The following is a 19,931-nucleotide window of genomic DNA, read 5'->3' on the forward strand; positions in this document are numbered from 1 at the left end:
GATGCTCTCGGCCGAGACCGCGTCGGGCAGCTACCCGGTCAAGGCGGTCGAGGCGATGGTGCGCATCTGCCTCGGCGCCGAGCGCCAGTTCGACCACGACACCGACTTCGAGCAGGCCAAGCGCAACCTGCAGGCCGCCGACCAGGCGATCGCCATGGCCAGCATGTTCCTGGCCGAACACATCCAGGTGCGGGCGATCATCGCGCTCACCGAATCCGGCGGCACCGCCCGTTACCTGTCGCGTTTCCGGTCCTCGGTGCCGATCTACGGGCTGTCGCGCCACGACGGGGCACGCCGGCGCATGGCCATGATCCGTGACGTGTTCCCGGTGCATTTCGACAGCAGCGGCCTGGCCACCCGCGAGGCCGCCCGCGGCGCGATCCGCCAGCTGTTCCAGGCCGGCCTGCTGGCCGAGGACGACCGGGTCATCATCACCAGCGGCGACCACATGGAGCTGCACGGGGCCACCAACACCCTGCGCCTGCTCAAGGTCGGCCCCAACGGCACCGCCGAAGGCCTCGGCGAGCTCTGACCCTGTGGGAGGGACTTCAGTCCCGATGCTCTTCGCCGAAAAGCATCGGGACTGAAGTCCCTCCCACAGGATTCCGGCAAGGGCTTCGGGACTGAAGTCCCTCCTACCGGGGCGGCGGGGTTCGGGGGTTCAGGTTGGGCTATAATTCCGGCCCTCTTCAGCCAACCCCCGGGAACCCGTCCATGAGCATCGACCAACTCGCCGAAACCGCCCAGGCCATGGTGGCCGCGGGCAAGGGCATCATCGCCATCGATGAGTCCACCGCCACCATCAAGAAGCGGTTCGACGGCGTGGGCATCGAGTGCACGGAAGAGAACCGCCGCGCCTACCGCGAGATGCTGCTGACCACCCCGAAGCTGGGTGACTTCATCTCCGGCGCCATCCTTTACGACGAGACGCTGCGCCAGAAGACCAAGGCCGGCGTGCCGTTCACCAAGGTCATGATGGACAACGGCATCCTGCCCGGCATCAAGGTCGACCTGGGCGCCAAGCCGCTGGCCGGCTTCCCGGGCGAGCTGGTCACCGAAGGCCTGGACGGCCTGCGCGACCGCCTGAAGGAATACGCCAGGCTGGGCGCGAAGTTCGCCAAGTGGCGCGCCGTGATCACCATCGGCGAGGACGCGCCCTCGGGCACCTGCATCGAGGCGAACTGCCACGCGCTGGCCCGCTACGCCGCGCTTTGCCAGGAAGCCGGCATCGTGCCGATGGTCGAGCCGGAAGTCCTGATGGACGGCGAGCACGACATCGACACCTGCTACGAGATCACCGAAGTGACCCTGCGCTCGCTGTTCGGCGCGCTGTACGAGCACAACATCATGCTCGAGGGCACCATCCTGAAGGCCTCGATGGTCGTCTCCGGCAAGGATTGCCCGGAGCAGGCCAGTGTCGAGGAAGTCGCCGAGATGACCCTGCGCTGCCTGAAGTCGGCCGTGCCGGCCAGCCTGCCGGGCATCGTGTTCCTGTCGGGTGGCCAGAGCGACGACGACGCCACCGCCCACCTCGACGCGATGAACCGCCTGGGCGCCAAGCCCTGGCCGCTGAGCTTCAGCTACGGCCGCGCGATGCAGTCGGCCGCGCTGCAGCTGTGGTCGAAGGACCTGGTGGGCAACGTCGCCGCCGCGCAGCAGACCGTGTACGCCCGCGCCAAGGCCAACGGCCTGGCCGCGCTGGGCCAGTGGAAGAAGGGCGGCTGATCCCGATCGCCAAGCCCCTGGAAGACGCCGGCCTCGCGCCGGCGTTTTTTTTGGCGCTTCTCCCAAGTCCGGGGCTGGCGCCGTGCTCGGCACTGAAGCGAAAGGCCGGCGCCGTCGTCACCGCGGAAGCGAGGGTCACCTCCCACTCAGTGGAGCCTTTTTTTCGCGGGAGGTGACCCTCGCTTCCACGGCGCCGCCGGTGCGTAGCGGCTTGGACGCGTGACGGAAGGCCCGCGGCGGCGCGCTCCGATGCTTGCGCGTGCGGGATCCGGACCAAGGCGGGGCATCTTTCCTGCTGATCCGGTGGGTTAAGCAGGCCGAGGCCAGTAGCCCCGGCGCGTCAGCGCCTGCGTGTCCCTTCGGACACTGGAAGTGGCTTCGGCGCGAGCCTGGAAGGTGGCCAGATCGGCAGTCCTCGCCGCCCGGCGGCGGGTGTGGGCTCGCGGCAAGTGTCGGTGAAGCATCCGGCCCCGGAAGGCAGGCGCGGGAGCTGTGGTGCAGCGCGGGCTTTTGATCCCGTGTCGGTGTATCCGCGGCATCCGGGGCGCCGCCCTGCGACGCTGCGAAGTAGCCCCTGTGGGCAAGTCCCGCCAGTGGGCAAGTGACGCCGGGGCACGCGGGGGCCGGGCGGCCCCAGGGGCGCGTCGATCCGGCCGCTGGCTGAACGCCCGAAGATGATTGCTTTGAATATAAATGCTTAAGCAGGTATATTCCCCGGCATGGCTTCCCGCGACCAATCCCTGTTCGGCTCCGCGCTGGTGGACGTCACCCGGCTGCTGCGGCGGGAATTCGACCGCCGGGCCGCCCATCTTGGCCTGACCCGCGTGCAGTGGCGGGTGCTCAAGCGCGTCGGCCAGGACGAGGGCATGAACCAGGCCGAGCTGGCCGAGAAGCTGGAGCTGGACCCGATTGCGATTGGCCGCGTCATCGACCGCCTGGAGAAGTCGGGCTTCGTCGAGCGCCGCCGCGATGCCCATGACCGTCGCTGCTGGCGCCTGCACCTGGCGCCGGGCTCGGCGATGGTGATGGATGGCGTCGAGCGGATTTCCCGCGAACTCCGCCAGGCCGTGCTTGGCCAGGTGCCGCCCGAGGCGCTGGCCACCACCCTGCAGGTGCTCGACAGCGTCAAGGACACCCTTCTCCGCATGGACCGCGAGTCGCGCGCGCCCGTGCCCCCGAACCCCCGAGATGACCGTGATGACCAGTAAGTCCCCGCAGGAACGCCTCAGCACCGAGGCCACGACCCCGCCCACCAAGCGCCGCATCCCGACCTGGCTGTGGGTGGCCGGGCCGCTGGTGGTGCTGGCCTTCTTCGCCTGGGAGTGGACGGTGTCGAGCCGCGCCGTGGCGACCGACAACGCCTACGTGAAAGCCGAGCGGATCATGGTGTCGCCGCAGGTCGGCGGGCGCGTGGTCGAGGTCGCGGTGGCCCAGAACCAGGCCGTTTCGCGCGGCCAGCTGCTGTTCCGGCTGGATCCGGAGCCGCTGCAGATCGCCCTCGACGAGGCCACGGCCCGCCTGGCCCAGGTCAGCGACAGCGCCGGCGCCAGCCGCGCCGGCGTGCGCGAGGCAGGTTCCGGCCTGCGCTCGAGCGAAGAGAACCTGCGCTGGGCCCAGCAGGAGTACACCCGCGTCGCCGGCCTGGCGGCCCAGGGCCTGCTGGCGCGCAAGGCGCTCGATGATGCCCGGCACGCCGTGACCGAGGCCCGCGCCGCCCGCGACGCGGCGGCCGCCGGCGTCGATCGGGTGCGCCAGCAGCTCGGCGGCGACGCCTCCGCGCCCACCGACGAACTGCCCGAATACCGCGTCGCCCTGGCTGCCGTCGCCAAGGCGCGCATGGACCTGGCCCACGCCGAGGTGCGCGCGCCGGTGGCGGGCGTGGTCGGCAACCATGACCTGCAGGCCGGGGAATACCTGGCCATTGGGCAGTCGGCGATGCCGCTGGTGGCCAGCGAGGGCCTCTGGGTGGAAGCCAACTTCAAGGAAACCGACCTCACCCGGCTGCAGGTCGGCCAGCCCGCCTCGGTCGAGGTGGACGCCTATCCGGGTCGCCGGTGGCCCGCGCGGGTCGTGTCGATCAGTCCGGCGTCGGGCTCCGAGTTCAGTGTGTTGCCGCCGCAGAACGCCACCGGCAACTGGGTCAAGGTGGTCCAGCGCATCCCGGTGCGGCTGGAGCTGGACGCCGCCGACGCCGATGCGCCCGTGCTGCGCGCCGGCATGAGCGCCGAGGTCGAAGTCGACCTGACGGGCGAGCACGACCTGCCTGCGCGCACTGCCGCGCGCTGAGCCGGCGCATGGTCACCTCGCCTGATCCGCAGGACGCCGGCGCCGGCCGCCGCGGGCTGCTGGTGGCCTCGGTGATGCTGGCCACCCTGATGCAGGTGATCGATACCACGATCGCCAACGTCGCCCTGCCGCAGATGCAGGGCGCGCTGTCGGCCACCCAGGACCAGGTGGCCTGGGTACTGACGTCCTACATCGTCGCCGCCGCGATCATGACGCCGGTCACCGGCTGGCTGGCGGGGGCGCTGGGGCGCCGTCGCCTGCTGGTGCTGGCGGTGTCGGGCTTCACCGTGGCGTCGGTGCTGTGCGGCATCGCCACCGGCATCGGCGAGATGGTGGTGTTCCGCGTGCTGCAGGGCCTGTTCGGCGCCTCGCTGGTGCCGATCTCGCAGTCGCTGCTGCTCGACGCCTTCCCGCGCGAAAAGCACGGCCAGGCCATGGCGCTCTGGGGCGTGGGCCTGATGATCGGTCCGATCCTCGGGCCGCCGCTGGGCGGCTGGCTGACCGAAGACTATTCCTGGCGCTGGGTGTTCCTGATCAACGTGCCGGTCGGCGCGCTGGCGCTGGCCGGCATCCTGGCCAGCGTCCGCAAGGACGCGCCCAGCGAGCGCCCGCTGGACTGGACCGGCCTGGCCCTGCTGGCGCTCGGCATCGGCGCGCTGCAGCTGATGCTCGACCGCGGACAGTCGCAGGACTGGTTCTCTTCGCTCGAGATCCAGCTCGAGGCCGCGATCGCCTTCCTCGGCATCTATCTCTACCTGCTGCACTGGCGCAGCCGCAGCCTCGCCCGGCACGGGGCGCTGCTGGACCTGGGCATGCTGCGCAACGGCAACTTCGCGGTGGGCTGCGTGCTGATCTTCGTGGTCGGCGTGGTCCTGTTCGCCACCATCGCGCTGCTGCCGCCCTACCTGAGCCAGCTTGCGCATTACCCGGTCTGGGACATTGGCGTGCTGCTGGCGCCGCGCGGCGTCGGCACCATGGTCGGCATGATGCTGGTCGGCCGATTGATCGGGCGGGTGGACGCCCGCCTGCCGATCGGCGTGGGCATGCTGCTGACCGCCTGGTCGCTTTACCTGATGACGGGCCTGGGCGTGGACGTGTCGCCGCCGCTGATCGTCTGGTCGGGCGTGGTGCAGGGCCTGGGCCTGGGCCTGGTGTTCGTGCCGATCGCCACCGTGGCCTACGCGACGCTGCCGGTGCACCAGCGCACCGAAGCGGCGGGCCTGTTCAGCCTGGTGCGCAACCTGGGCTCCAGCGTGGGCATCTCGGTGGTCTTCAGCCTGCTGGCGCGCGCCACCCAGGCCAGCCACGCCGAGATCGCGGCGCGCATCCCCGCCTACGGCGCCGAGCTGAGCCTGCTGCCCTCGGCCTGGATTCCGGCGACGGTCGCCGGCGCCCAGGCGCTCAACGCCGAGGTGACCCGCCAGGCGGCTGCGATCGGCTACGTCAACGACTTCCACCTGATGATGCTGATGACCCTGCTGGCCACGCCGCTGGTGATGATGCTGCGCTCGCGACCGGGGCAGGCCCCGGCGCCGGGCGCGGTCGCCATCGACCACTGAGCGGGACGTCAACGCCGGGGCGCCTCGTGCGTTTCCCCCGGTTGCCCTTTGATTTCGCGCTCCCGTGACAACCCGGCCGTACAATCGGGATATCTCGCGTCGTCCGGTGCCTGCGCTGAACTTTCCCGGCGTGCGCCGGTCGAGACTGCACCATGCTCCTGGCGCCCCGCTCCGCGCGGGGCGTCCGCCCCTCCAAGGAACCGCTCTCCGATGAAGTCATCCCTGCGAAGGTCCCTCGTCCTTCTGGCCGCCGTCCTGGCCCTGGCCGGCTGCGAGTCAGAACAGGCCGTGCAGTCCGGTCCGCCGGCGGCCACCGTCACCACCGCCACGGTCGCCAGCCAGCCCTGGTCCGACACCATCGAGGCGCTGGGCACCGCGCGCGCGAACGAGTCGCTGATGGTCACCGCCAAGGTCACCGAGACCGTGGTCAAGGTCAACTTCGAGGACGGTGACCTGGTCGAGGCCGGCGACGTGCTGGTCGACCTGTCCGGTCGGGTCGAAGTGGCCGGCCTGGCGGAGGCCGCCGCGGCCTATCGCGAAGCCGAGAAGCAGTACCAGCGCCAGCAGCAGCTGGCGGCGCAGAAGCTCATTCCCGCCGGCCAGCTCGACACCCAGCGCGCCGCGATGGAGTCCTCGCGCGCCCGGCTCGACGCCACCCGCGCGCGCCTGTCCGACCGCGTGATCACCGCGCCCTTCGCCGGCGTGCTCGGCTTCCGCCAGGTCAGCCCCGGCACCCTGGTCACGCCCGGCACGGTCATCGCCAGCCTGGACGACGTCTCGCTCATCAAGCTCGACTTCGCCGTGCCCGAGGCCTTCCTGTCCGCGGTGGCGTCCGGCCAGGCCATCACCGCGTCCAGCGCCGCCTGGCCCGGGCGCGAATTCACCGGCGTGGTCACCACGGTCGACTCGCGCGTCGATCCGGTCACCCGCGCGGTGACCGTGCGCGCCGAACTGCCCAACCCCGAGCGCGCGCTGCGCCCGGGCATGCTGCTGACCGTGCGCCTGTTCCAGCCCGAGCGGCAGGCCCTGGTCATCCCCGAGATCTCGGTGATCCAGGTCGCGCAGCGCGCGCACGTGTTCCGGCTCAAGGACGACGGCAGCGTGGAGCAGGTCTACGTCGACCTGGGCCAGCGCCGCCGCGGCGAAGTCGAAGTGCTCGACGGCCTGTCCGCCGGAGACCGCATCGTCGTCGACGGCGTGGTGAAGCTGCGCGACGGCGCCCGCGTCACCGAAGCCGCCGCCCCGGCCCCCGCCGCCGCCGCCGAAGACACGGCCGCCTGACGGCGCCCCGGAGCCCGCCATGATCCTCTCCGACATCTCGATCAAGCGCCCGGTCTTCGCGACCGTGATGAGCCTGCTGCTGGTGGTGTTGGGCGTCATCGCCTTCACCCGGCTGACGCTGCGCGAACTGCCCAACATCGATCCGCCGATCGTTTCGGTCGAGGTCGCCTACCCCGGCGCTTCGGCGGCCGTGGTGGAGACCCGCATCACCCAGATCCTCGAGGACGCCGTGGCCGGCATCGAGGGCATCGAGACCGTGGAGTCCCGCAGCCGGAACGGCTCGGGCCAGGTGACGCTGGAGTTCTCGCTGTCGCGCGACATCGAGGCCGCCGCCAACGACGTGCGCGACGCCATCAGCCGCATCGGCGACCGCCTGCCGGACGAGGCCGACCCGCCGGAGATCGAGAAGGTCGAGTCGGACGCCGAGGTCATCCTCTGGCTCAACATGAACTCCACCAACCTCGACACGCTGGCGCTCAGCGACTACGCCGAGCGCTACGTGGTCGACCGCCTGTCGAGCATCGACGGCGTGGCCCAGGTCCGGGTGGGTGGCCAGCAGCGCTATTCGATGCGCGTCTGGCTCGACCGCGAGGCGCTGGCCGCCCGCGGCCTGACCGTCAACGACGTCGAGAACGCGCTGCGGCGCGAGAACGTCGAGCTGCCCGCCGGCAGTATCGAGTCGCAGGACCGCGACTTCACCCTGCGGGTGATGCGCGGCTACGCGGAAGCCGACGACTTCGCCCAGCTCACCCTGGCCAAGGGCGACGACGGCTACCTGGTGCGCCTGGGCGACGTCGCCCGGGTCGAGCGCGCCTCGTCCGAGCGCCGCGCCTACTTCCGCGGCAACGGCCAGCCCAACATCGGCCTGGGCGTGGTCAAGACCTCCACCGCCAACAGCCTCGACGTCGCCCGTGCGGTCAAGGAGGCGCTGCCGGCGATCCAGGACACGCTGCCGACCGGCACCGACATCTTCGTGGCCTTCGACAGCACGGTGTTCATCGACGCCGCGGTCGATCGCGTCTACTGGACGCTGATCGAGGCCGTGGTGCTGGTGCTGGTGGTGATCTATCTGTTCCTGGGCAGCTTCCGCGCCGCGCTGATCCCGGCGGTGACGGTGCCGATCTGCCTGATGACCGTGTTCATCGTGCTCTGGGCCTTCGGCTTCACCATCAACCTGCTGACGCTGCTGGCGCTGGTGCTGTCGATCGGACTGGTGGTGGACGACGCCATCGTGGTGCTCGAGAACGTACAGCGGCGCGCCGACCTGGGCGAGCCGCCGCTGGTGGCCGCGCGCCGCGGCACGGCGCAGGTGGCGTTCGCGGTGATCGCGACCACCGCGGTGCTGGCGGCGGTGTTCCTGCCGGTCGGCTTCATCGACGGCAACGCCGGCCGGCTGTTCCGCGAGCTGTCGGTGGCGATGGCGGCGGCGGTGCTGATCTCGGCCTTCGTGGCGCTGACCCTGACGCCGATGATGTGCTCGAAGCTGATCCGCGCGCACGACGCGCCTAGCGGCTTCAACGCCTGGGTGCAGGATCACCTCGCCACGCTGGGCCGCGGCTATCGCCGCGCGGTCGAGCGCACCGTCGGCCGGCCGCTGCTGATGGGCGGCGCGCTGCTGGGTGCGCTGGGCATGTCGTTCTTCATGCTGCGCCTGATCCCGGTCGAGCTGACCCCGCCCGAGGACCGCGGTGCCTTCTTCATCAGCGTCGTCGGCCCCGAGGGTGCCGGTTATGACTACACGGTCCAGCAGATGCAGCAGGTCGAGCAGCGCCTGTTCAAGTACGTCGGCGACGGCCAGCCGATCGATCGCGCCAACACCCGCGTGCCCGGTGGCTTCGGCGCCAGCGGCGAGATGCACACCGGCCAGGTGATCGCCCTGCTCAAGCCCTGGAACGAGCGCGAGACCGGCACCGCCGAGCTGGTGGAGAAGATCCGCGCCGACATGGCCGACCTGCCGGGCGTGATCGCGCGGCCGCAGATGCGCACCGGCCTGGTGCGTTCGGGCGGCCAGCCGCTGCAGGTCGTGCTCGGCGGCCCCGACTACACCGAGCTGGCCGAGTGGCGCGACCGGGTGCTGGCGCGGATGGAAGAGAACCCGCGCCTGTTCAGCGCCGACTCCGACTACAAGGAAACCCGCCCGCAGCTGCGGGTCGAGATCGACCGCGCCCGCGCCGCCGACCTGGGCGTGTCGGTGCAGGAAATCGGCCGCACGCTCGAGAGCATGATGGGCTCCCGCCGCGTCACCACCTACGTCGAGGACGGCGAGGAGTACGACGTGATCCTGCAGGCCCAGCAGGAGGACCGCGGCTCGCCCTCCGACCTGGCCAACCTCTACGTCCGTTCGACCACCACCGGCGAGCTGATCCCGCTGTCGAACCTGGTCACGCTCACCGAGCTGGCGGAGCCGGGCCAGTTCAACCGCTTCAACCGCCTGCGCGCGATCACGCTCTCGGCCGGTCTGGCGCCGGGCTACACCCTGGGCGAGGCGCTGGCCTGGGTGCAGCAGGTGATCGACGAAGAGCTGCCCGAGCGCGCCCAGATCGACTACAAGGGCGAGTCGCGCGAGTACCAGGCGGCCGGCAGCGCGGTGCTGTTCACGATGGCGATGGCGCTGCTGATCGTCTACCTGGTGCTGGCGGCGCAGTTCGAGAGCTTCCTGCATCCGCTGGTGATCATGCTGACGGTGCCGCTGGCGGTGCTGGGCGCCCTGATCGGCCTGTGGCTGTTCGGCAGTTCGCTCAACCTCTTCAGCCAGATCGGCATCGTGATGCTGGTGGGCCTGGCGGCCAAGAACGGCATCCAGATCGTCGAGTTCGCCAACCAGCTGCGGGACGAGGGCATGGCGATCCGCGACGCCATCGTCGAGTCGGCGTCGGTGCGCATGCGGCCGATCCTGATGACCTCGATCGCCACCATCATGGGCGCGGTGCCGCTGGTCCTGGCGGGTGGCCCGGGCTCGGCCAGCCGCGCCACCATCGGCATCGTCATCATCTCCGGCGTGGCGTTCTCGACGGCGCTGTCGCTGTTCATCGTGCCGGCCTTCTACGCCCTGCTGGCGCCGTTCACGCGCTCGCCCGAGGCGGTGGCGCGCACGCTCGAGCAGCTCGAGGCCAAGACGCCGGCCGTGGGGGGCCATGCCTGATCACCGGGCTGATGCCCTGTGATCCCCACGATTCTTTGAATCGTGGGCCCCGAGGCACTGGGCTTCCGATCCCCTGCGCCTTTGGCGCGCCCCCCCTTGCCAAGGGGGGCTTTCCTCCAGGGGAGGGTGGGGCGGGGTGGGGTGGGTTGGTTTTGGGGGTGGGGCGTCGGGCTTGGTTTAGACTGCGGGCATGAATGACTCCCGTTCTCCTGGTGGTGACAGCCCGTATCGCGGGCCGCCTTCCGGCAAGCCGCGCGACAAGCGCGAACGTGAGCGTGACCGGCAGGCGCGCGGCCCGGTCGCGCCCGAAACGGCCGGTCGCCGGCCGCCTGCGCACGCGGGCCGCCGTCCGCCGACCGCGCAGGAACTCGCCCGCGAGGAGGCCGATGCCGAGCAGCTGCGCGGCAGCGTCTCGGCGCCGCGGCCGCCGCGCGAGCAGCGCATCCACGGCCTCAACGCCTGCCTGGCGCTGTTCGCGCGCCGACCGGGCGACCTGCGCAAGGTCTGGCTGCTGGAGTCGCGCATCCCGGCGCTCAAGGCGGTGCTGGCGCACTGCGTGCAGCATCGCCTCGGCTATTCCGTGGTCGGCGACGAGGACCTGCGCAAGCTGTCCGGCAGCGAACACCACGAGGGCGTCGTGTTCGGCGCCGTGCCGGCCCCGGAGCAGAACCTGTCGGACTGGCTGCGCACGCTGCCGCCGGGCCCGCAGCTGGCGATCTGGCTCGACGGCGTCGGCAACCCCCACAACCTGGGCGCGATCCTGCGTTCGGCCGCACACTTCGGGGCGGCCGGCGTGCTGCTGTCCAAGGACTCGGCCTTGGCGCTGTCGGGCGCCGCCGCCCGCGTCGCCGAAGGCGGCGCCGAACAGGTGCCGATGGTGCGCCTGGGCCGCAGCGACAACAGCCTGGCCCAGCTCGCTTCGGCCGGTTTCCAGGCCGCGGCCACGGTGGTGCGCGGCGGCCAGCCGCTGTACGGCCGCGCGCTGCCCGGCCGCCTGCTGCTGGTGATGGGCGCCGAACAGACCGGCCTGGATCCGGCGCTGGCGCAGGCCGTGGCGCTGAAGCTGGGCATCCCGGGCAGCGGGGCGGTGGAGAGCCTCAACGTCGCCGCGGCCACGGCCGTGTTCCTGGGCGAATGGTGGCGGCAGCACCGGGTCGGATGAATCCTCGGTTCATCAAGGCCTTGGCATACTCGCGGCCATGAAAAGCCGCCTCGTTCCCCTCCTCGCCCCGGTTCTTGCGTGGCTGCTGCTGGCGCTGTCGGCGCCGGCCGCCGCGGCGCGGCTGGATTACGACGTCGACTACACCGTGCAGTTCCTGCCCGCCTCGGGCGAGGCCGCGGTGACCATCCGCATCACGCCCGGTGAAGGCTCGGCCCGCCGGCTGCGGCTGCAGATGCCGGAGGCGCGCTACAGCCAGGTGCGGGGCGATGGCGACATCCGCCGCGACGGCGACACCGTGACCTGGGTGCCGGTGCCCGGCCAGGCCTCGCGCCTGCGCTACCGCTACCGGATCGACCACGAGCGCCGCGGCGGCGGCTTCGACGCCCGCATCACCGAGGACTGGGTGATCGTGCGCGGCGACGACCTGGTGCCGCGCGCGGTGGTCCTGGCCACCAAGGGCGCGGACTCGCGGGCGCGCCTGCGCTTCATCCTGCCCAAGGGCTGGACCACGGTGGACACGCCGTTCGTGCGTTCGCGCGACAAGAAGTCGTTCGTGGTCACCAATCCCGAGCGCAACTTCGACCGCCCCACGGGCTGGATCGTGGCCGGCGTGATCGGGGCCCGGCGCGAGGACATCGAGGCCACCCACGTCAGCGTCGCCGGTCCCAAGGGCGACGAGATCCGCCGCAACGACATGCTGGCCTTCTTCAACGCGCTGGTGCCGGAGTTCGGGCGGGCCTTCGGCGAGATGCCGCCGAAGCTGCTGATCGTCAGCGCCGGCGACCCGATGTGGCGCGGCGGCCTGTCCGGGCCGCGCTCGCTGTTCCTGCACGCCGATCGGCCGATGATCAGCGAGAACGGCTCGAGCACGCTGACGCACGAACTCACCCACGTCATCACCCGCATCCGCGGCGCCGAGGACGACGACTGGATCGCCGAGGGCCTGGCCGAGTTCTATTCGATCGAACTGCTGCGCCGGGCCGGCCTGCTCAGCGAGGCGCGCGCGGACAAGGCGCAGGACTGGATGGCCAACCACGGCCGCAACGTCACCACGCTGTCCTCGAACCGCTCCCACGGCCCGCGCACCGCCCGCGCCGTGCAGCTGCTGCGCGCACTGGACCAGGAGATCCGCCAGGCCACCGCCGGCAAGCGCAGTCTCGACGACGTGGTCCAGGCCCTGATTCCCCTGCGCGAAGTGTCCCGCGAAGACCTGCGCGAGCAGGTCGGGACACTGATCGGGCGCCCGTCCAAGACGCTGGCCACGCCGCTGCTGGACTAGGTTGCAGCCGGCGCTGCCCTGGGCCTTGGCTCGTTTGGGAGCTGGCGTGTGCTGACACGGACAGAGCGGATCAAATCTGATCAGAGCCGATAAAGCATTTGGATTCGATCTTCGCGAGTAAGCCTCAGCTTGCGAAAATCACCACCCAACGCTTTTGCTCTATCCGCTCTGATCAGATTTGATCCGCTCTGTCCGTGTCAAAAAATCTCACGGCCCGGTCTTCACCGGAACGCTACCGAAATCGACCTCGGTCTCCGCCGCCAGGTAGGCCAGCACCGCATACGCCGCGACCTGCTGGTCAAGCGCCGCGGGGTCGATCTTGTCGAGGGTGTCGTTCGGGGTGTGGTGGTAGTCGAAGTAGTCGGTGCCGTCCTGGGCCAGCTGCGCCCAGGGCGCGCCCTTGGCGACGATCGGGCCGACGTCGGGGCCGGGGCTGCCGCCCTCGCGCTCGGTGGCCACGCCCAGCGGCGCCAGCACGGCGCCGATGCGTTCGATCACCGGCCAGGCGGCCGGGTCGACGCCGGCGCGCAGCGCGTACACGCGGCCGGCGCCGAAGTCGCTTTCCGCGCCCAGCTGCTGGGCATCGAGCTCGCCGGCCGCCTCGCGCGCCTCGGCGTAGGCCTTGCCGCCGTACAGGCCCTGTTCCTCGTTGGCATAGGCGATCACGCGGATCGTGCGCCGCGGCGCCTCCGGCAGCGCGCCGATCAGCGCACCGGCCGCCATCGTGATGCCCACGCCGGCGCCGTCGTCGATCGCGCCCGTGCCCTGGTCCCAGGAGTCGAGGTGGCCGCCGATCGTGACCACGTCGTCCGGCAGCTCGCGGCCGGTGATCTCGCCGATGACGTTGTGCGAGGTGTATTCGCCCAGGGTCTCGGCCGAGATGTCGAGGCGCAGCGTCACCGGCTGGCCACGGCCAAGCATGTGCACCAGCAGGTCGGCATCGGGGTTCGACAATGCGGCCGCGGGGATCCGCGGCACGTCCTCCACGTAGCGCATGGTGCCGGTGTGGGCGAAGCGGTCGGAGCTGGTGCCGATCGAGCGGATCACGATCGCCACCGCGCCCTTGCGCGCGGCTTCCACCGCGCCGTTGCTGCGCGCGCCCACCGCCGGGCCGTAGCCGCGGCCGTCCTTGAAGCGGACCATGCGGTTGGAGATGAAGGCGATCTTGCCGGCCAAGCTGCCCTCGGGGGCGGCCTTGAGCGCATCGAGCGTGGCGAACTCCACCACCTCGGCGTCGATCGGCGCGTCGCCGGTGCCGACGCTGCCGCCCAGGGCGGCGACCACCAGCGGCTGCGGGTAGGGCGCCAGCACCTGGGCGTGTTCGCGGTGGCGCAGCCAGACCGGGAAGGTGACCGGCTCGAGCCTGACCTGGTCGAAACCCAGCGCCAGGAACTTGGCCTGTGCCCAGCGCACGGCGCGGGCGTCGGCCTCGGTGCCGGCCAGGCGCGGCCCGACCTCGGTGGTCAGCGACTCCACCACCGACCAGGCCTGCGTGCCCTGCAGCGCGCGGTCGCGCAGGCCTTCGGCGACGGCGATGTCAGCGGCCTGCAGGCCGGTGGCGTCGGCGGCGAGGGCCGGGCCGGCCAGCAGGGCGCAGGCGATCAGGGTCTTGGCGAGGCGCATTCGGGTTCTCCGGAGTGGGCGGGATGTCGGAAACAGGACGCCGGCCACGGGGGCCGGCGTCGGGTGGCGGATCGGGGCTCAGCGCTTGAGCGCGTCGCGGATCTCGGTGAGCAGCTTGACCTCGTCGCTGGGCTCGGCCGGCGCCGCGGGCGCGGCCTCTTCCTTGCGCTTGAGCGAGTTGATGACCTTCACCGCCACGAAGATGGCGAAGGCGATGATCAGGAAGTCGACGATGGTCTGGATGAAGGCGCCGTACCTGATCAGCACCGCGGCCACTTCGGCGCCGGCGGCATCGACGCCGGCCGGCTTGAGCTCGAACGCCAGGTCGCTGAAGTTGACGCCGCCGACCATGTAGCCGATGGCCGGCATGATGATGTCGTTGACCAGCGACGCGACGATCTTGCCGAACGCCGCGCCGATCACCACGCCCACGGCGAGGTCGACCACGTTGCCGCGCATCGCGAATTCCTTGAACTCGGAAACCATTCCCATGCGTCTACTCCCCGTTTCGATGGATGGTGTTGCTGCCCCCGGAATCTACACCGGACGCGCGGTTCAGGCGATATCGCCCTCGAGCACCAGCAGGTCGCCCACGGTGGCGCGGAAGCGGTCGCCGGGCACCAGCGCCGCCACGCCCGCCGGGGTGCCCATGAACACCAGGTCGCCGGCCTTGAGCGCGAACAGGCGGGAGAGTTCGTGCAGCACCTCGGCCACCGAGAACACCATGGTGTCCAGCCGCGCCTGCTGGCGGACGCTGCCGTTGACCTCGAGCGACAGCGTGGCCTGGAACAGGTCGCCGGCGGCCGCGGCCGGCACCAGCTCGCTGGCCGGCGCCGAGTGGTCGAAGCCCTTGGCGGTGTCCCAGGGCAGGCCCTTGGCCTTGGCGTTCGCCTGCAGGTCGCGGCGCGTCAGGTCGAGGCCGACGCCGTAGCCGAACACCAGCGCGGCCGCGTCGGCCACCGGCACTTCGCCGTCGGCGTCGCGGCCCAGCGCCACCACCAGCTCCACCTCGTGGTGCAGGTCGCGGGTGCCGGGCGGATAGGGCACGTGGCCGCCACCGGCGACGATGGCGTCGCCGGGCTTCATGAAGAACACCGGGTTGCCGCGGTCGACCGTGGCGCCCATTTCCTTCGCGTGGTCGGCGAAGTTGCGCCCGACGCAGTAGATGCGGCGGACCGGGAACAGCGCGCTGCTGCCGCGCACGGGCAGGCAGGGCGGGGCGGGGACGGGGATCACGGTCTGGGTCATGGCACGGCTCCGGGACGATCGCCCCAGTTTAGCCGCGACGCCCGTGTTCGAACCGGGAAGGTGTTCTCAGCGCAGGCCGAGCGGCGCGCGCGCCTTGCGGACCTCGACGAACTCGCCCTCGATCACGCCGGCGTCGACGCGGCCCGGCGCCGCCGGACGGGGGCGCATCAGGCGGCGCACGGCCGCGAACAGCAGCATGCCCAGGCCGACCACCAGGCCGACCGCGACCAGCACCAGCAGCAGGGCCAGGCCAAGCACGCCCACCAGCAGCTTCAGGAGCGGGCTGCGGGGCTTGCTGGGGCAGTAGCTGAAGATTCGATGGGCGCGGAAGAGCATGGGGGGCGTGGCAGAATGCTGGGAGGCGAAGTATGGCGAGGGGCGATGTGAAAAGTGTAAGCGGATCGTTAATCCGGCTGCCGGCCCTGCCGCCCGAGGGGCTGTCGGAGGCCGAGGTGGAGATCGACGGCGAGCCGCAGTCGCTGGTGGTGCGGCGCCACGGCGACCAGGTCAAGGCCTGGCTCAACGTCTGCCCGCATGCGGGGCGCCGGCTCGACTGGGCGCCCGGTCGTTTCCTGGTCGACCAGGGCCGCCTGGTCTGCGCGGCGCACGGCGCCAGCTTCGAGATGGAGCGCGGCGAATGCGTCGCCGGGCCCTGCCGCGGCGCGTCGCTGGTCGCGGTCGACGTCACCGTCGACGGCGGCTAGAACATCAGGTTCACCATCAGCAGCACCACCGCCAGGTAGACCAGGGTCAGCGGGGCGCCGATCCGCCACAGGTCGCGCGGGCGGTAGCCGGCCGGGCCGGTCACCATCGCCAGCACCGGGTTGGACACGCTCAGGAAATTGTTGGCCGCCGACAAGGCCACCACCAGGGCGAACGCGACCGGGTTGCCGCCCACGGCCAGGGCGACGTTGATCGCCATCGGCACCATCACGACGGTCGCGCCGACGTTGCCGATCACCAGCGCGAAGGCCGTGGCCAGCAGGCCGATCGCCGCCTCCAGCACCCACACCGGCACGTCGGGACCGATGCGGTCGAGGATGGCCTGGGCCAGCCAGTTGGCGGCGCCGGTGGAGTCCATCGCCCAGCCCAGCGGGATCAGGCAGGCCATCAGGAACACGGTCTTCCAGCTCACCGCCGAATAGGCCTCGTCCATGTTCAGCACGCCGGCCAGCATCATCGCCGCGGCGCCGGTCATCAGCGCGATCGGCACCGGCACCAGGGTGGTGAGCGCCAGCGCCATCGCGCCAGCGAACACGCCCAGCGCCCACCAGAACTTCTGCGGCCGCTGCTCGCCCTTGGGGTAGTCGGTGACCACCACGAAGTCGCGGCTCTCGCCGGCCTGGGCCAGGTCGGTCCAGATGCTGTGGAAGACCAGCATGTCGCCGGCCTTGAGCGGCATCCGCCGGATGTCCTCGCGCCAGACCTGGTTCTCGCGGTTGATCGCCAGCAGGCTGATGCCGAAGCGCTTGCGCAGCTGCAGCTGGGCCTGGGCCTTGCCGATGAAGGACGAGGTGGGCGGGATGACCGCCTCGGAAATGCCCGAGCGACTGGGGTTGAACAGGTCGGAGAAGTTGCGCAGGCGCGCCGACATCCGCAGCAGGTTCTTCTGGGCGTAGTCCTGGATGGCCTCGCGCGGGCCCATCACGCCCAGCACGCTGCCGACCCAGATCATCTGGTCGGCCGGCGGCGCCAGCCGCGACTCGTTGCCGCTGAGCAGGGCCAGCAGCAGCGGCGCATCGCGCTGCGCCTCGGCCTCGCCGACCGACATGCCCACCAGCGGGCTTTCGGCGGTGACGCTGAGCTCGAACACCTCGCCCTCGATGCCGTAGGCGCTGGCGAAGTAGCTCTGGGTGCGGCTGGGCGCCACGCCCTTGTCCTCGCCCTTGCCCAGCGCGCGCGGGCCGCGCCAGCGGAAGTAGGCCAGTCCGACCAGCAGCAGCGCCACGCCGATCGGCAGCGGCGCGAACATCGGCAGCGGTTCCAGCGTGGCCGCGCCCGAGGGCAGGTTGCGGTTGGCGGCGACCAGCAGGTCGTTGAGCAGCATCAGCGGCGAATTGCCGATCATGGTCAGGCCGCCGCCCATCACGATCGCCGCCGCCACCGGCATCAGCAGGCGCGACAGGCTGATGCCCGAGCGGCTGGACACGCGCGAGGCCACCGGCAGGAACAGGGCCATCACCGACGGGTTCTGCATGAAGCCCGAGATCGCGCCGGCCATCGCCGAGGTCATGAAGATCAGCCGCTCCTCCATGCCCTTGGAGGCGCGCAGCAGCCAGACCGCGACCCGGTTCAGCGCGCCGGTGCGATCCAGGCCGGCGCCCAGGATCATGGTGGCGATCACGCTGATGACCGCGTTGCCCGAGAAACCGTCGAACAGCTGGTTGGCCGGCACCAGCCCGGTAAGCCCCAGCACCACCAGCACCACCAGCGCGGTGGCGTCGGCGCGGATGCGTTCGAACATGAACATCGCGATCGTGAAGCCGACCAGCCCCAGCACGAGCATCATGTCGCGGGTGAGGGTGAGGCCGGTCTCCATGCGCGTGCGTCCGCCCCTAGGTCCGGTCGTACAGCAGGTCCCAGACGCCGTGGCCCAGCTTCAGGCCGCGGGTCTCGAAGTGGGTCTGGCGCCGCCATTGGGGCCGTGGCGCCGCGCCGCGTGGCCCGGCGCGATTGCGCAGCCGCGGCTCGGCGTCGAGCACGTCCCACAGGTGCTCGGCGTAGTTCTCCCAGTCGGTGGCCAGGTGCAGCAGGCCGCCGGGCCGCAGGCGCTGGCACAGCAGGTCGACGAAGCCGGGCTGCACCAGGCGCCGCTTGTGGTGCCGCTTCTTGTGCCAGGGATCGGGGAAGTAGATGCGCACCTCGTCGAGCGAGGCCGGGGCGACTTCGTCGCGCAGCACTTCGACCGCATCGTGCTGGTAAACGCGCAGGTTGCGCAGGCCCTCGGCCGCGGCGGCGTTGAGCAGGCGGCCCACGCCGGGGCCGTGCACTTCGATGCCGATGAAGTCGCGCTCGGGCTCGTTGGCGGCGGCGAACAGCAGCTGTTCGCCGTTGCCGAAGCCGATCTCGACCACGCGCGGGGCCCGGCGGCCGAACACGGCGTCGTAGTCGCGCGGCTCGCCGCGGTAGTGCAGGCCCAGTGCCGGCCAGTGCAGGTCGAAGGCGCGCTTCTGCGCTTCGGTCTGGCGGCCCTGGCGCAGCACGAAGCTGCGGATCGGGCGATGCCGGGAGGCGGCCTCGGCTTGGTCGGGGCTGTCGCTCATGCCCGCCCCGGCCTCAGAGGAAGTGGCCGTCGAGCGGCGACGAGGCGTTGGCGTTGCGCTTCTTGGGGATGCGGCCGGCCAGGAAGGCCTCGCGGCCGGCCTCGACCGCCTTGCGCATCGCGCTGGCCATCAGGATCGGGTCGCGGGCGCCGGCGATGGCGGTGTTCATCAGCACGCCGTCGCAGCCCAGCTCCATGGCGATGGCGGCGTCGGAGGCGGTGCCCACGCCGGCGTCCACCAGCACCGGCACCTTGGCGTTCTCGACGATCTCGAGGATGGACCAGCGGTTCTGGACGCCCAGGCCCGAGCCGATCGGCGCGGCCAGCGGCATCACCGCGACGCAGCCGATCTCTTCCAGGCGCTTGGCGATGATCGGGTCGTCCGAGGTGTAGACCATCACCTCGAAGCCTTCGGCGACCAGGATCTCGGCGGCCTTGATCGTCTGCACGACGTCCGGGTAGAGCGTGCGCGGGTCGCCCAGCACCTCGAGCTTGACCAGGTTGTGGCCGTCGAGCAGTTCGCGCGCCAGCCGGCAGGTGCGCACGGCGTCGTCGGCGGTGTAGCAGCCGGCGGTGTTGGGCAGCAGGGTGTAGCGATCGGGCGGCAGCACGTCGAGCAGGTTCGGCTCGCCGGGGTTCTGGCCGATGTTGCTGCGGCGGATGGCGACGGTGACGATCTCGGCGCCGGCGGCCTCGGTGGCGAGGCGGGTCTGCTCGAGGTCGGTGAACTTGCCGGTGCCGGTGAGCAGGCGGGAGCGGTAGGACTTGCCGGCGATCACCAGCGGATCGGCGGAGGCGGAGGGTTCGGGGCGATTCATCCGGAGATTATGGCCCGATCTTGGTTGCGAGATAACCCTTCCGCGAGAATGGATTCAGCCCGATTTCCGCAAGCAGCCATCCCTGGAGCCTGGCGCCTGCCTGGCCATCCGTGGCCAGGCGTTCGGGCCCGCGCGACCTGCCCCCGGCAGGTCGCGGGCGCGGGCCCTCACCCACCACCAATGGCGTGGATGATCTCGACGCGGTCGCCGTCGGCCAGCGCGTGGCTGGCGTGCTGGCTGCGGGGCACGACCTCGAGGTTGACCTCGACCGCGACCTTGCGGCCGGCGTAGCCGGCGGCTTCGAGCAGGGCGGCGAGCAGGGTGCCGGCGGGGATCTCGCGCGGCTGGCCATTGAGCTGGATTTGCATGGCCCGGATTTTATCGCGTTGCGGGCGCCCGCGGCGGTCGCCATAATCGCCGCCAGACGCGGGTGTAGCTCAATGGTAGAGCTGTTGCTTCCCAAGCAACTGACGAGGGTTCGATTCCCTTCACCCGCTCCAGTCCCCGCCCCCCGCCGTTCCGGCTACCCAAGCCCCCCTGGAGGAT

Annotated in this window: 18 protein-coding genes and 1 tRNA gene; 11 read left to right on the plus strand and 8 right to left on the minus strand. The window is 71.0% G+C overall.

Features of this window, described 5'->3' with window-relative positions:
• The 9 genes from VFQ84_RS04220 to VFQ84_RS04260 form a co-directional block, all read left to right on the plus strand.
• Nucleotides 1–532: pyruvate kinase alpha/beta domain-containing protein (locus VFQ84_RS04220; protein ID WP_325129537.1), on the plus strand; the 532-nt coding region annotated here is incomplete at its 5' end.
• 182 nt (nt 533–714) lie between these two features.
• Entirely contained in the window at nt 715–1,725 is a 1,011-nt protein-coding gene (locus VFQ84_RS04225) for a class I fructose-bisphosphate aldolase (protein WP_325129539.1), read from the plus strand.
• Between the two features lie 719 nt (nt 1,726–2,444).
• A complete protein-coding gene (locus VFQ84_RS04230; RefSeq protein WP_325129541.1) occupies nt 2,445–2,933 on the plus strand; it encodes a MarR family transcriptional regulator in 489 nt (162 codons plus the stop codon).
• Nucleotides 2,923–4,011, plus strand: a complete 1,089-nt coding sequence (locus VFQ84_RS04235) for an HlyD family secretion protein (protein WP_325129543.1) — start codon at nt 2,923–2,925, stop codon at nt 4,009–4,011. Before VFQ84_RS04230 ends, VFQ84_RS04235 begins: the two co-directional genes overlap by 11 nt.
• 8 nt (nt 4,012–4,019) lie before the next feature.
• On the plus strand, nt 4,020–5,570 hold the full coding sequence (locus VFQ84_RS04240) for a DHA2 family efflux MFS transporter permease subunit (RefSeq protein WP_325129545.1): 1,551 nt from the start codon (nt 4,020–4,022) through the stop codon (nt 5,568–5,570).
• 210 nt (nt 5,571–5,780) lie between these two features.
• The gene (locus tag VFQ84_RS04245; RefSeq protein WP_325129547.1) at nt 5,781–6,851 is read left to right on the plus strand and encodes an efflux RND transporter periplasmic adaptor subunit; all 1,071 of its coding nucleotides are present in this window, start codon (nt 5,781–5,783) and stop codon (nt 6,849–6,851) included.
• A gap of 19 nt (nt 6,852–6,870) precedes the next feature.
• Nucleotides 6,871–9,993 carry an efflux RND transporter permease subunit gene (locus tag VFQ84_RS04250; protein WP_325129549.1) on the plus strand — a complete coding sequence of 1,041 codons (3,123 nt, stop codon included), beginning with the start codon at nt 6,871–6,873 and terminating at the stop codon, nt 9,991–9,993.
• Nucleotides 9,994–10,183: 190 nt separating this feature from the next.
• Nucleotides 10,184–11,155 (plus strand): TrmH family RNA methyltransferase, encoded by a 972-nt coding sequence (locus VFQ84_RS04255; RefSeq protein ID WP_325129551.1) that lies wholly within the window; start codon nt 10,184–10,186, stop codon nt 11,153–11,155.
• 37 nt (nt 11,156–11,192) lie between these two features.
• Entirely contained in the window at nt 11,193–12,434 is a 1,242-nt protein-coding gene (locus VFQ84_RS04260) for a hypothetical protein (protein WP_325129554.1), read from the plus strand.
• Between the two features lie 207 nt (nt 12,435–12,641).
• Here VFQ84_RS04260 and VFQ84_RS04265 read toward each other — a convergent pair whose 3' ends face one another.
• The 4 genes from VFQ84_RS04265 to VFQ84_RS04280 form a co-directional block, all read right to left on the minus strand.
• Nucleotides 12,642–14,057, minus strand: coding sequence for a M28 family peptidase (locus VFQ84_RS04265; protein ID WP_325129556.1), 1,416 nt, complete (start codon nt 14,055–14,057; stop codon nt 12,642–12,644).
• Between the two features lie 78 nt (nt 14,058–14,135).
• A complete protein-coding gene (gene mscL / locus VFQ84_RS04270) occupies nt 14,136–14,549 on the minus strand; it encodes a large-conductance mechanosensitive channel protein MscL (RefSeq protein WP_325129558.1) in 414 nt (137 codons plus the stop codon).
• A 63-nt stretch (nt 14,550–14,612) separates the two neighbouring features.
• The gene (locus tag VFQ84_RS04275; RefSeq protein ID WP_325129560.1) at nt 14,613–15,305 is read right to left on the minus strand and encodes a fumarylacetoacetate hydrolase family protein; all 693 of its coding nucleotides are present in this window, start codon (nt 15,303–15,305) and stop codon (nt 14,613–14,615) included.
• A gap of 66 nt (nt 15,306–15,371) precedes the next feature.
• On the minus strand, nt 15,372–15,641 hold the full coding sequence (locus VFQ84_RS04280; protein WP_325129562.1) for a hypothetical protein: 270 nt from the start codon (nt 15,639–15,641) through the stop codon (nt 15,372–15,374).
• 47 nt (nt 15,642–15,688) lie between these two features.
• On the opposite strand from VFQ84_RS04280, the gene VFQ84_RS04285 reads away from it, so the two are divergent.
• Nucleotides 15,689–16,009 carry a Rieske (2Fe-2S) protein gene (locus VFQ84_RS04285; protein ID WP_414636998.1) on the plus strand — a complete coding sequence of 107 codons (321 nt, stop codon included), beginning with the start codon at nt 15,689–15,691 and terminating at the stop codon, nt 16,007–16,009.
• Here the strand turns inward: VFQ84_RS04285 and VFQ84_RS04290 are convergent.
• The 4 genes from VFQ84_RS04290 to thiS form a co-directional block, all read right to left on the minus strand.
• A complete protein-coding gene (locus VFQ84_RS04290; protein WP_325129564.1) occupies nt 16,006–17,844 on the minus strand; it encodes an SLC13 family permease in 1,839 nt (612 codons plus the stop codon). The two genes, VFQ84_RS04285 and VFQ84_RS04290, sit on opposite strands and share 4 nt — an antisense overlap.
• A 16-nt stretch (nt 17,845–17,860) precedes the next feature.
• Nucleotides 17,861–18,568 (minus strand): tRNA (guanosine(46)-N7)-methyltransferase TrmB, encoded by a 708-nt coding sequence (trmB, locus tag VFQ84_RS04295; protein ID WP_325129566.1) that lies wholly within the window; start codon nt 18,566–18,568, stop codon nt 17,861–17,863.
• 13 nt (nt 18,569–18,581) lie between these two features.
• Nucleotides 18,582–19,385: a thiazole synthase gene (locus VFQ84_RS04300; RefSeq protein ID WP_325129568.1), complete on the minus strand. Its 804-nt coding sequence runs from the start codon at nt 19,383–19,385 to the stop codon at nt 18,582–18,584.
• A gap of 167 nt (nt 19,386–19,552) precedes the next feature.
• Nucleotides 19,553–19,753, minus strand: a complete 201-nt coding sequence (gene thiS, locus VFQ84_RS04305; protein WP_325129570.1) for a sulfur carrier protein ThiS — start codon at nt 19,751–19,753, stop codon at nt 19,553–19,555.
• A gap of 58 nt (nt 19,754–19,811) precedes the next feature.
• On the opposite strand from thiS, the gene VFQ84_RS04310 reads away from it, so the two are divergent.
• Nucleotides 19,812–19,885, plus strand: a tRNA-Gly gene (locus VFQ84_RS04310).
• The last annotated feature ends 46 nt before the right edge of the window (nt 19,886–19,931 follow it).

Origin of the sequence: Arenimonas sp., from assembly GCF_035721105.1 — a bacterium.
Classification (GTDB): domain Bacteria; phylum Pseudomonadota; class Gammaproteobacteria; order Xanthomonadales; family Xanthomonadaceae; genus Arenimonas.

Bases quoted from the DNA above. Each gene is read 5' to 3' on its own strand.
- VFQ84_RS04265 (WP_325129556.1), bottom strand. From the start codon at position 14,057: ATGCGCCTCGCCAAGACCCTGATCGCCTGCGCCCTGCTGGCCGGCCCG.
- VFQ84_RS04280 (WP_325129562.1), bottom strand. From the start codon at position 15,641: ATGCTCTTCCGCGCCCATCGAATCTTCAGCTACTGCCCCAGCAAGCCC.
- VFQ84_RS04230 (WP_325129541.1), top strand. From the start codon at position 2,445: ATGGCTTCCCGCGACCAATCCCTGTTCGGCTCCGCGCTGGTGGACGTC.
- VFQ84_RS04225 (WP_325129539.1), top strand. From the start codon at position 715: ATGAGCATCGACCAACTCGCCGAAACCGCCCAGGCCATGGTGGCCGCG.
- VFQ84_RS04290 (WP_325129564.1), bottom strand. From the start codon at position 17,844: ATGGAGACCGGCCTCACCCTCACCCGCGACATGATGCTCGTGCTGGGG.
- thiS (WP_325129570.1), bottom strand. From the start codon at position 19,753: ATGCAAATCCAGCTCAATGGCCAGCCGCGCGAGATCCCCGCCGGCACC.
- VFQ84_RS04300 (WP_325129568.1), bottom strand. From the start codon at position 19,385: ATGAATCGCCCCGAACCCTCCGCCTCCGCCGATCCGCTGGTGATCGCC.
- VFQ84_RS04235 (WP_325129543.1), top strand. From the start codon at position 2,923: ATGACCAGTAAGTCCCCGCAGGAACGCCTCAGCACCGAGGCCACGACC.
- VFQ84_RS04275 (WP_325129560.1), bottom strand. From the start codon at position 15,305: ATGACCCAGACCGTGATCCCCGTCCCCGCCCCGCCCTGCCTGCCCGTG.
- VFQ84_RS04255 (WP_325129551.1), top strand. From the start codon at position 10,184: ATGAATGACTCCCGTTCTCCTGGTGGTGACAGCCCGTATCGCGGGCCG.
- trmB (WP_325129566.1), bottom strand. From the start codon at position 18,568: ATGAGCGACAGCCCCGACCAAGCCGAGGCCGCCTCCCGGCATCGCCCG.
- VFQ84_RS04260 (WP_325129554.1), top strand. From the start codon at position 11,193: ATGAAAAGCCGCCTCGTTCCCCTCCTCGCCCCGGTTCTTGCGTGGCTG.
- VFQ84_RS04245 (WP_325129547.1), top strand. From the start codon at position 5,781: ATGAAGTCATCCCTGCGAAGGTCCCTCGTCCTTCTGGCCGCCGTCCTG.
- mscL (WP_325129558.1), bottom strand. From the start codon at position 14,549: ATGGGAATGGTTTCCGAGTTCAAGGAATTCGCGATGCGCGGCAACGTG.
- VFQ84_RS04250 (WP_325129549.1), top strand. From the start codon at position 6,871: ATGATCCTCTCCGACATCTCGATCAAGCGCCCGGTCTTCGCGACCGTG.
- VFQ84_RS04240 (WP_325129545.1), top strand. From the start codon at position 4,020: ATGGTCACCTCGCCTGATCCGCAGGACGCCGGCGCCGGCCGCCGCGGG.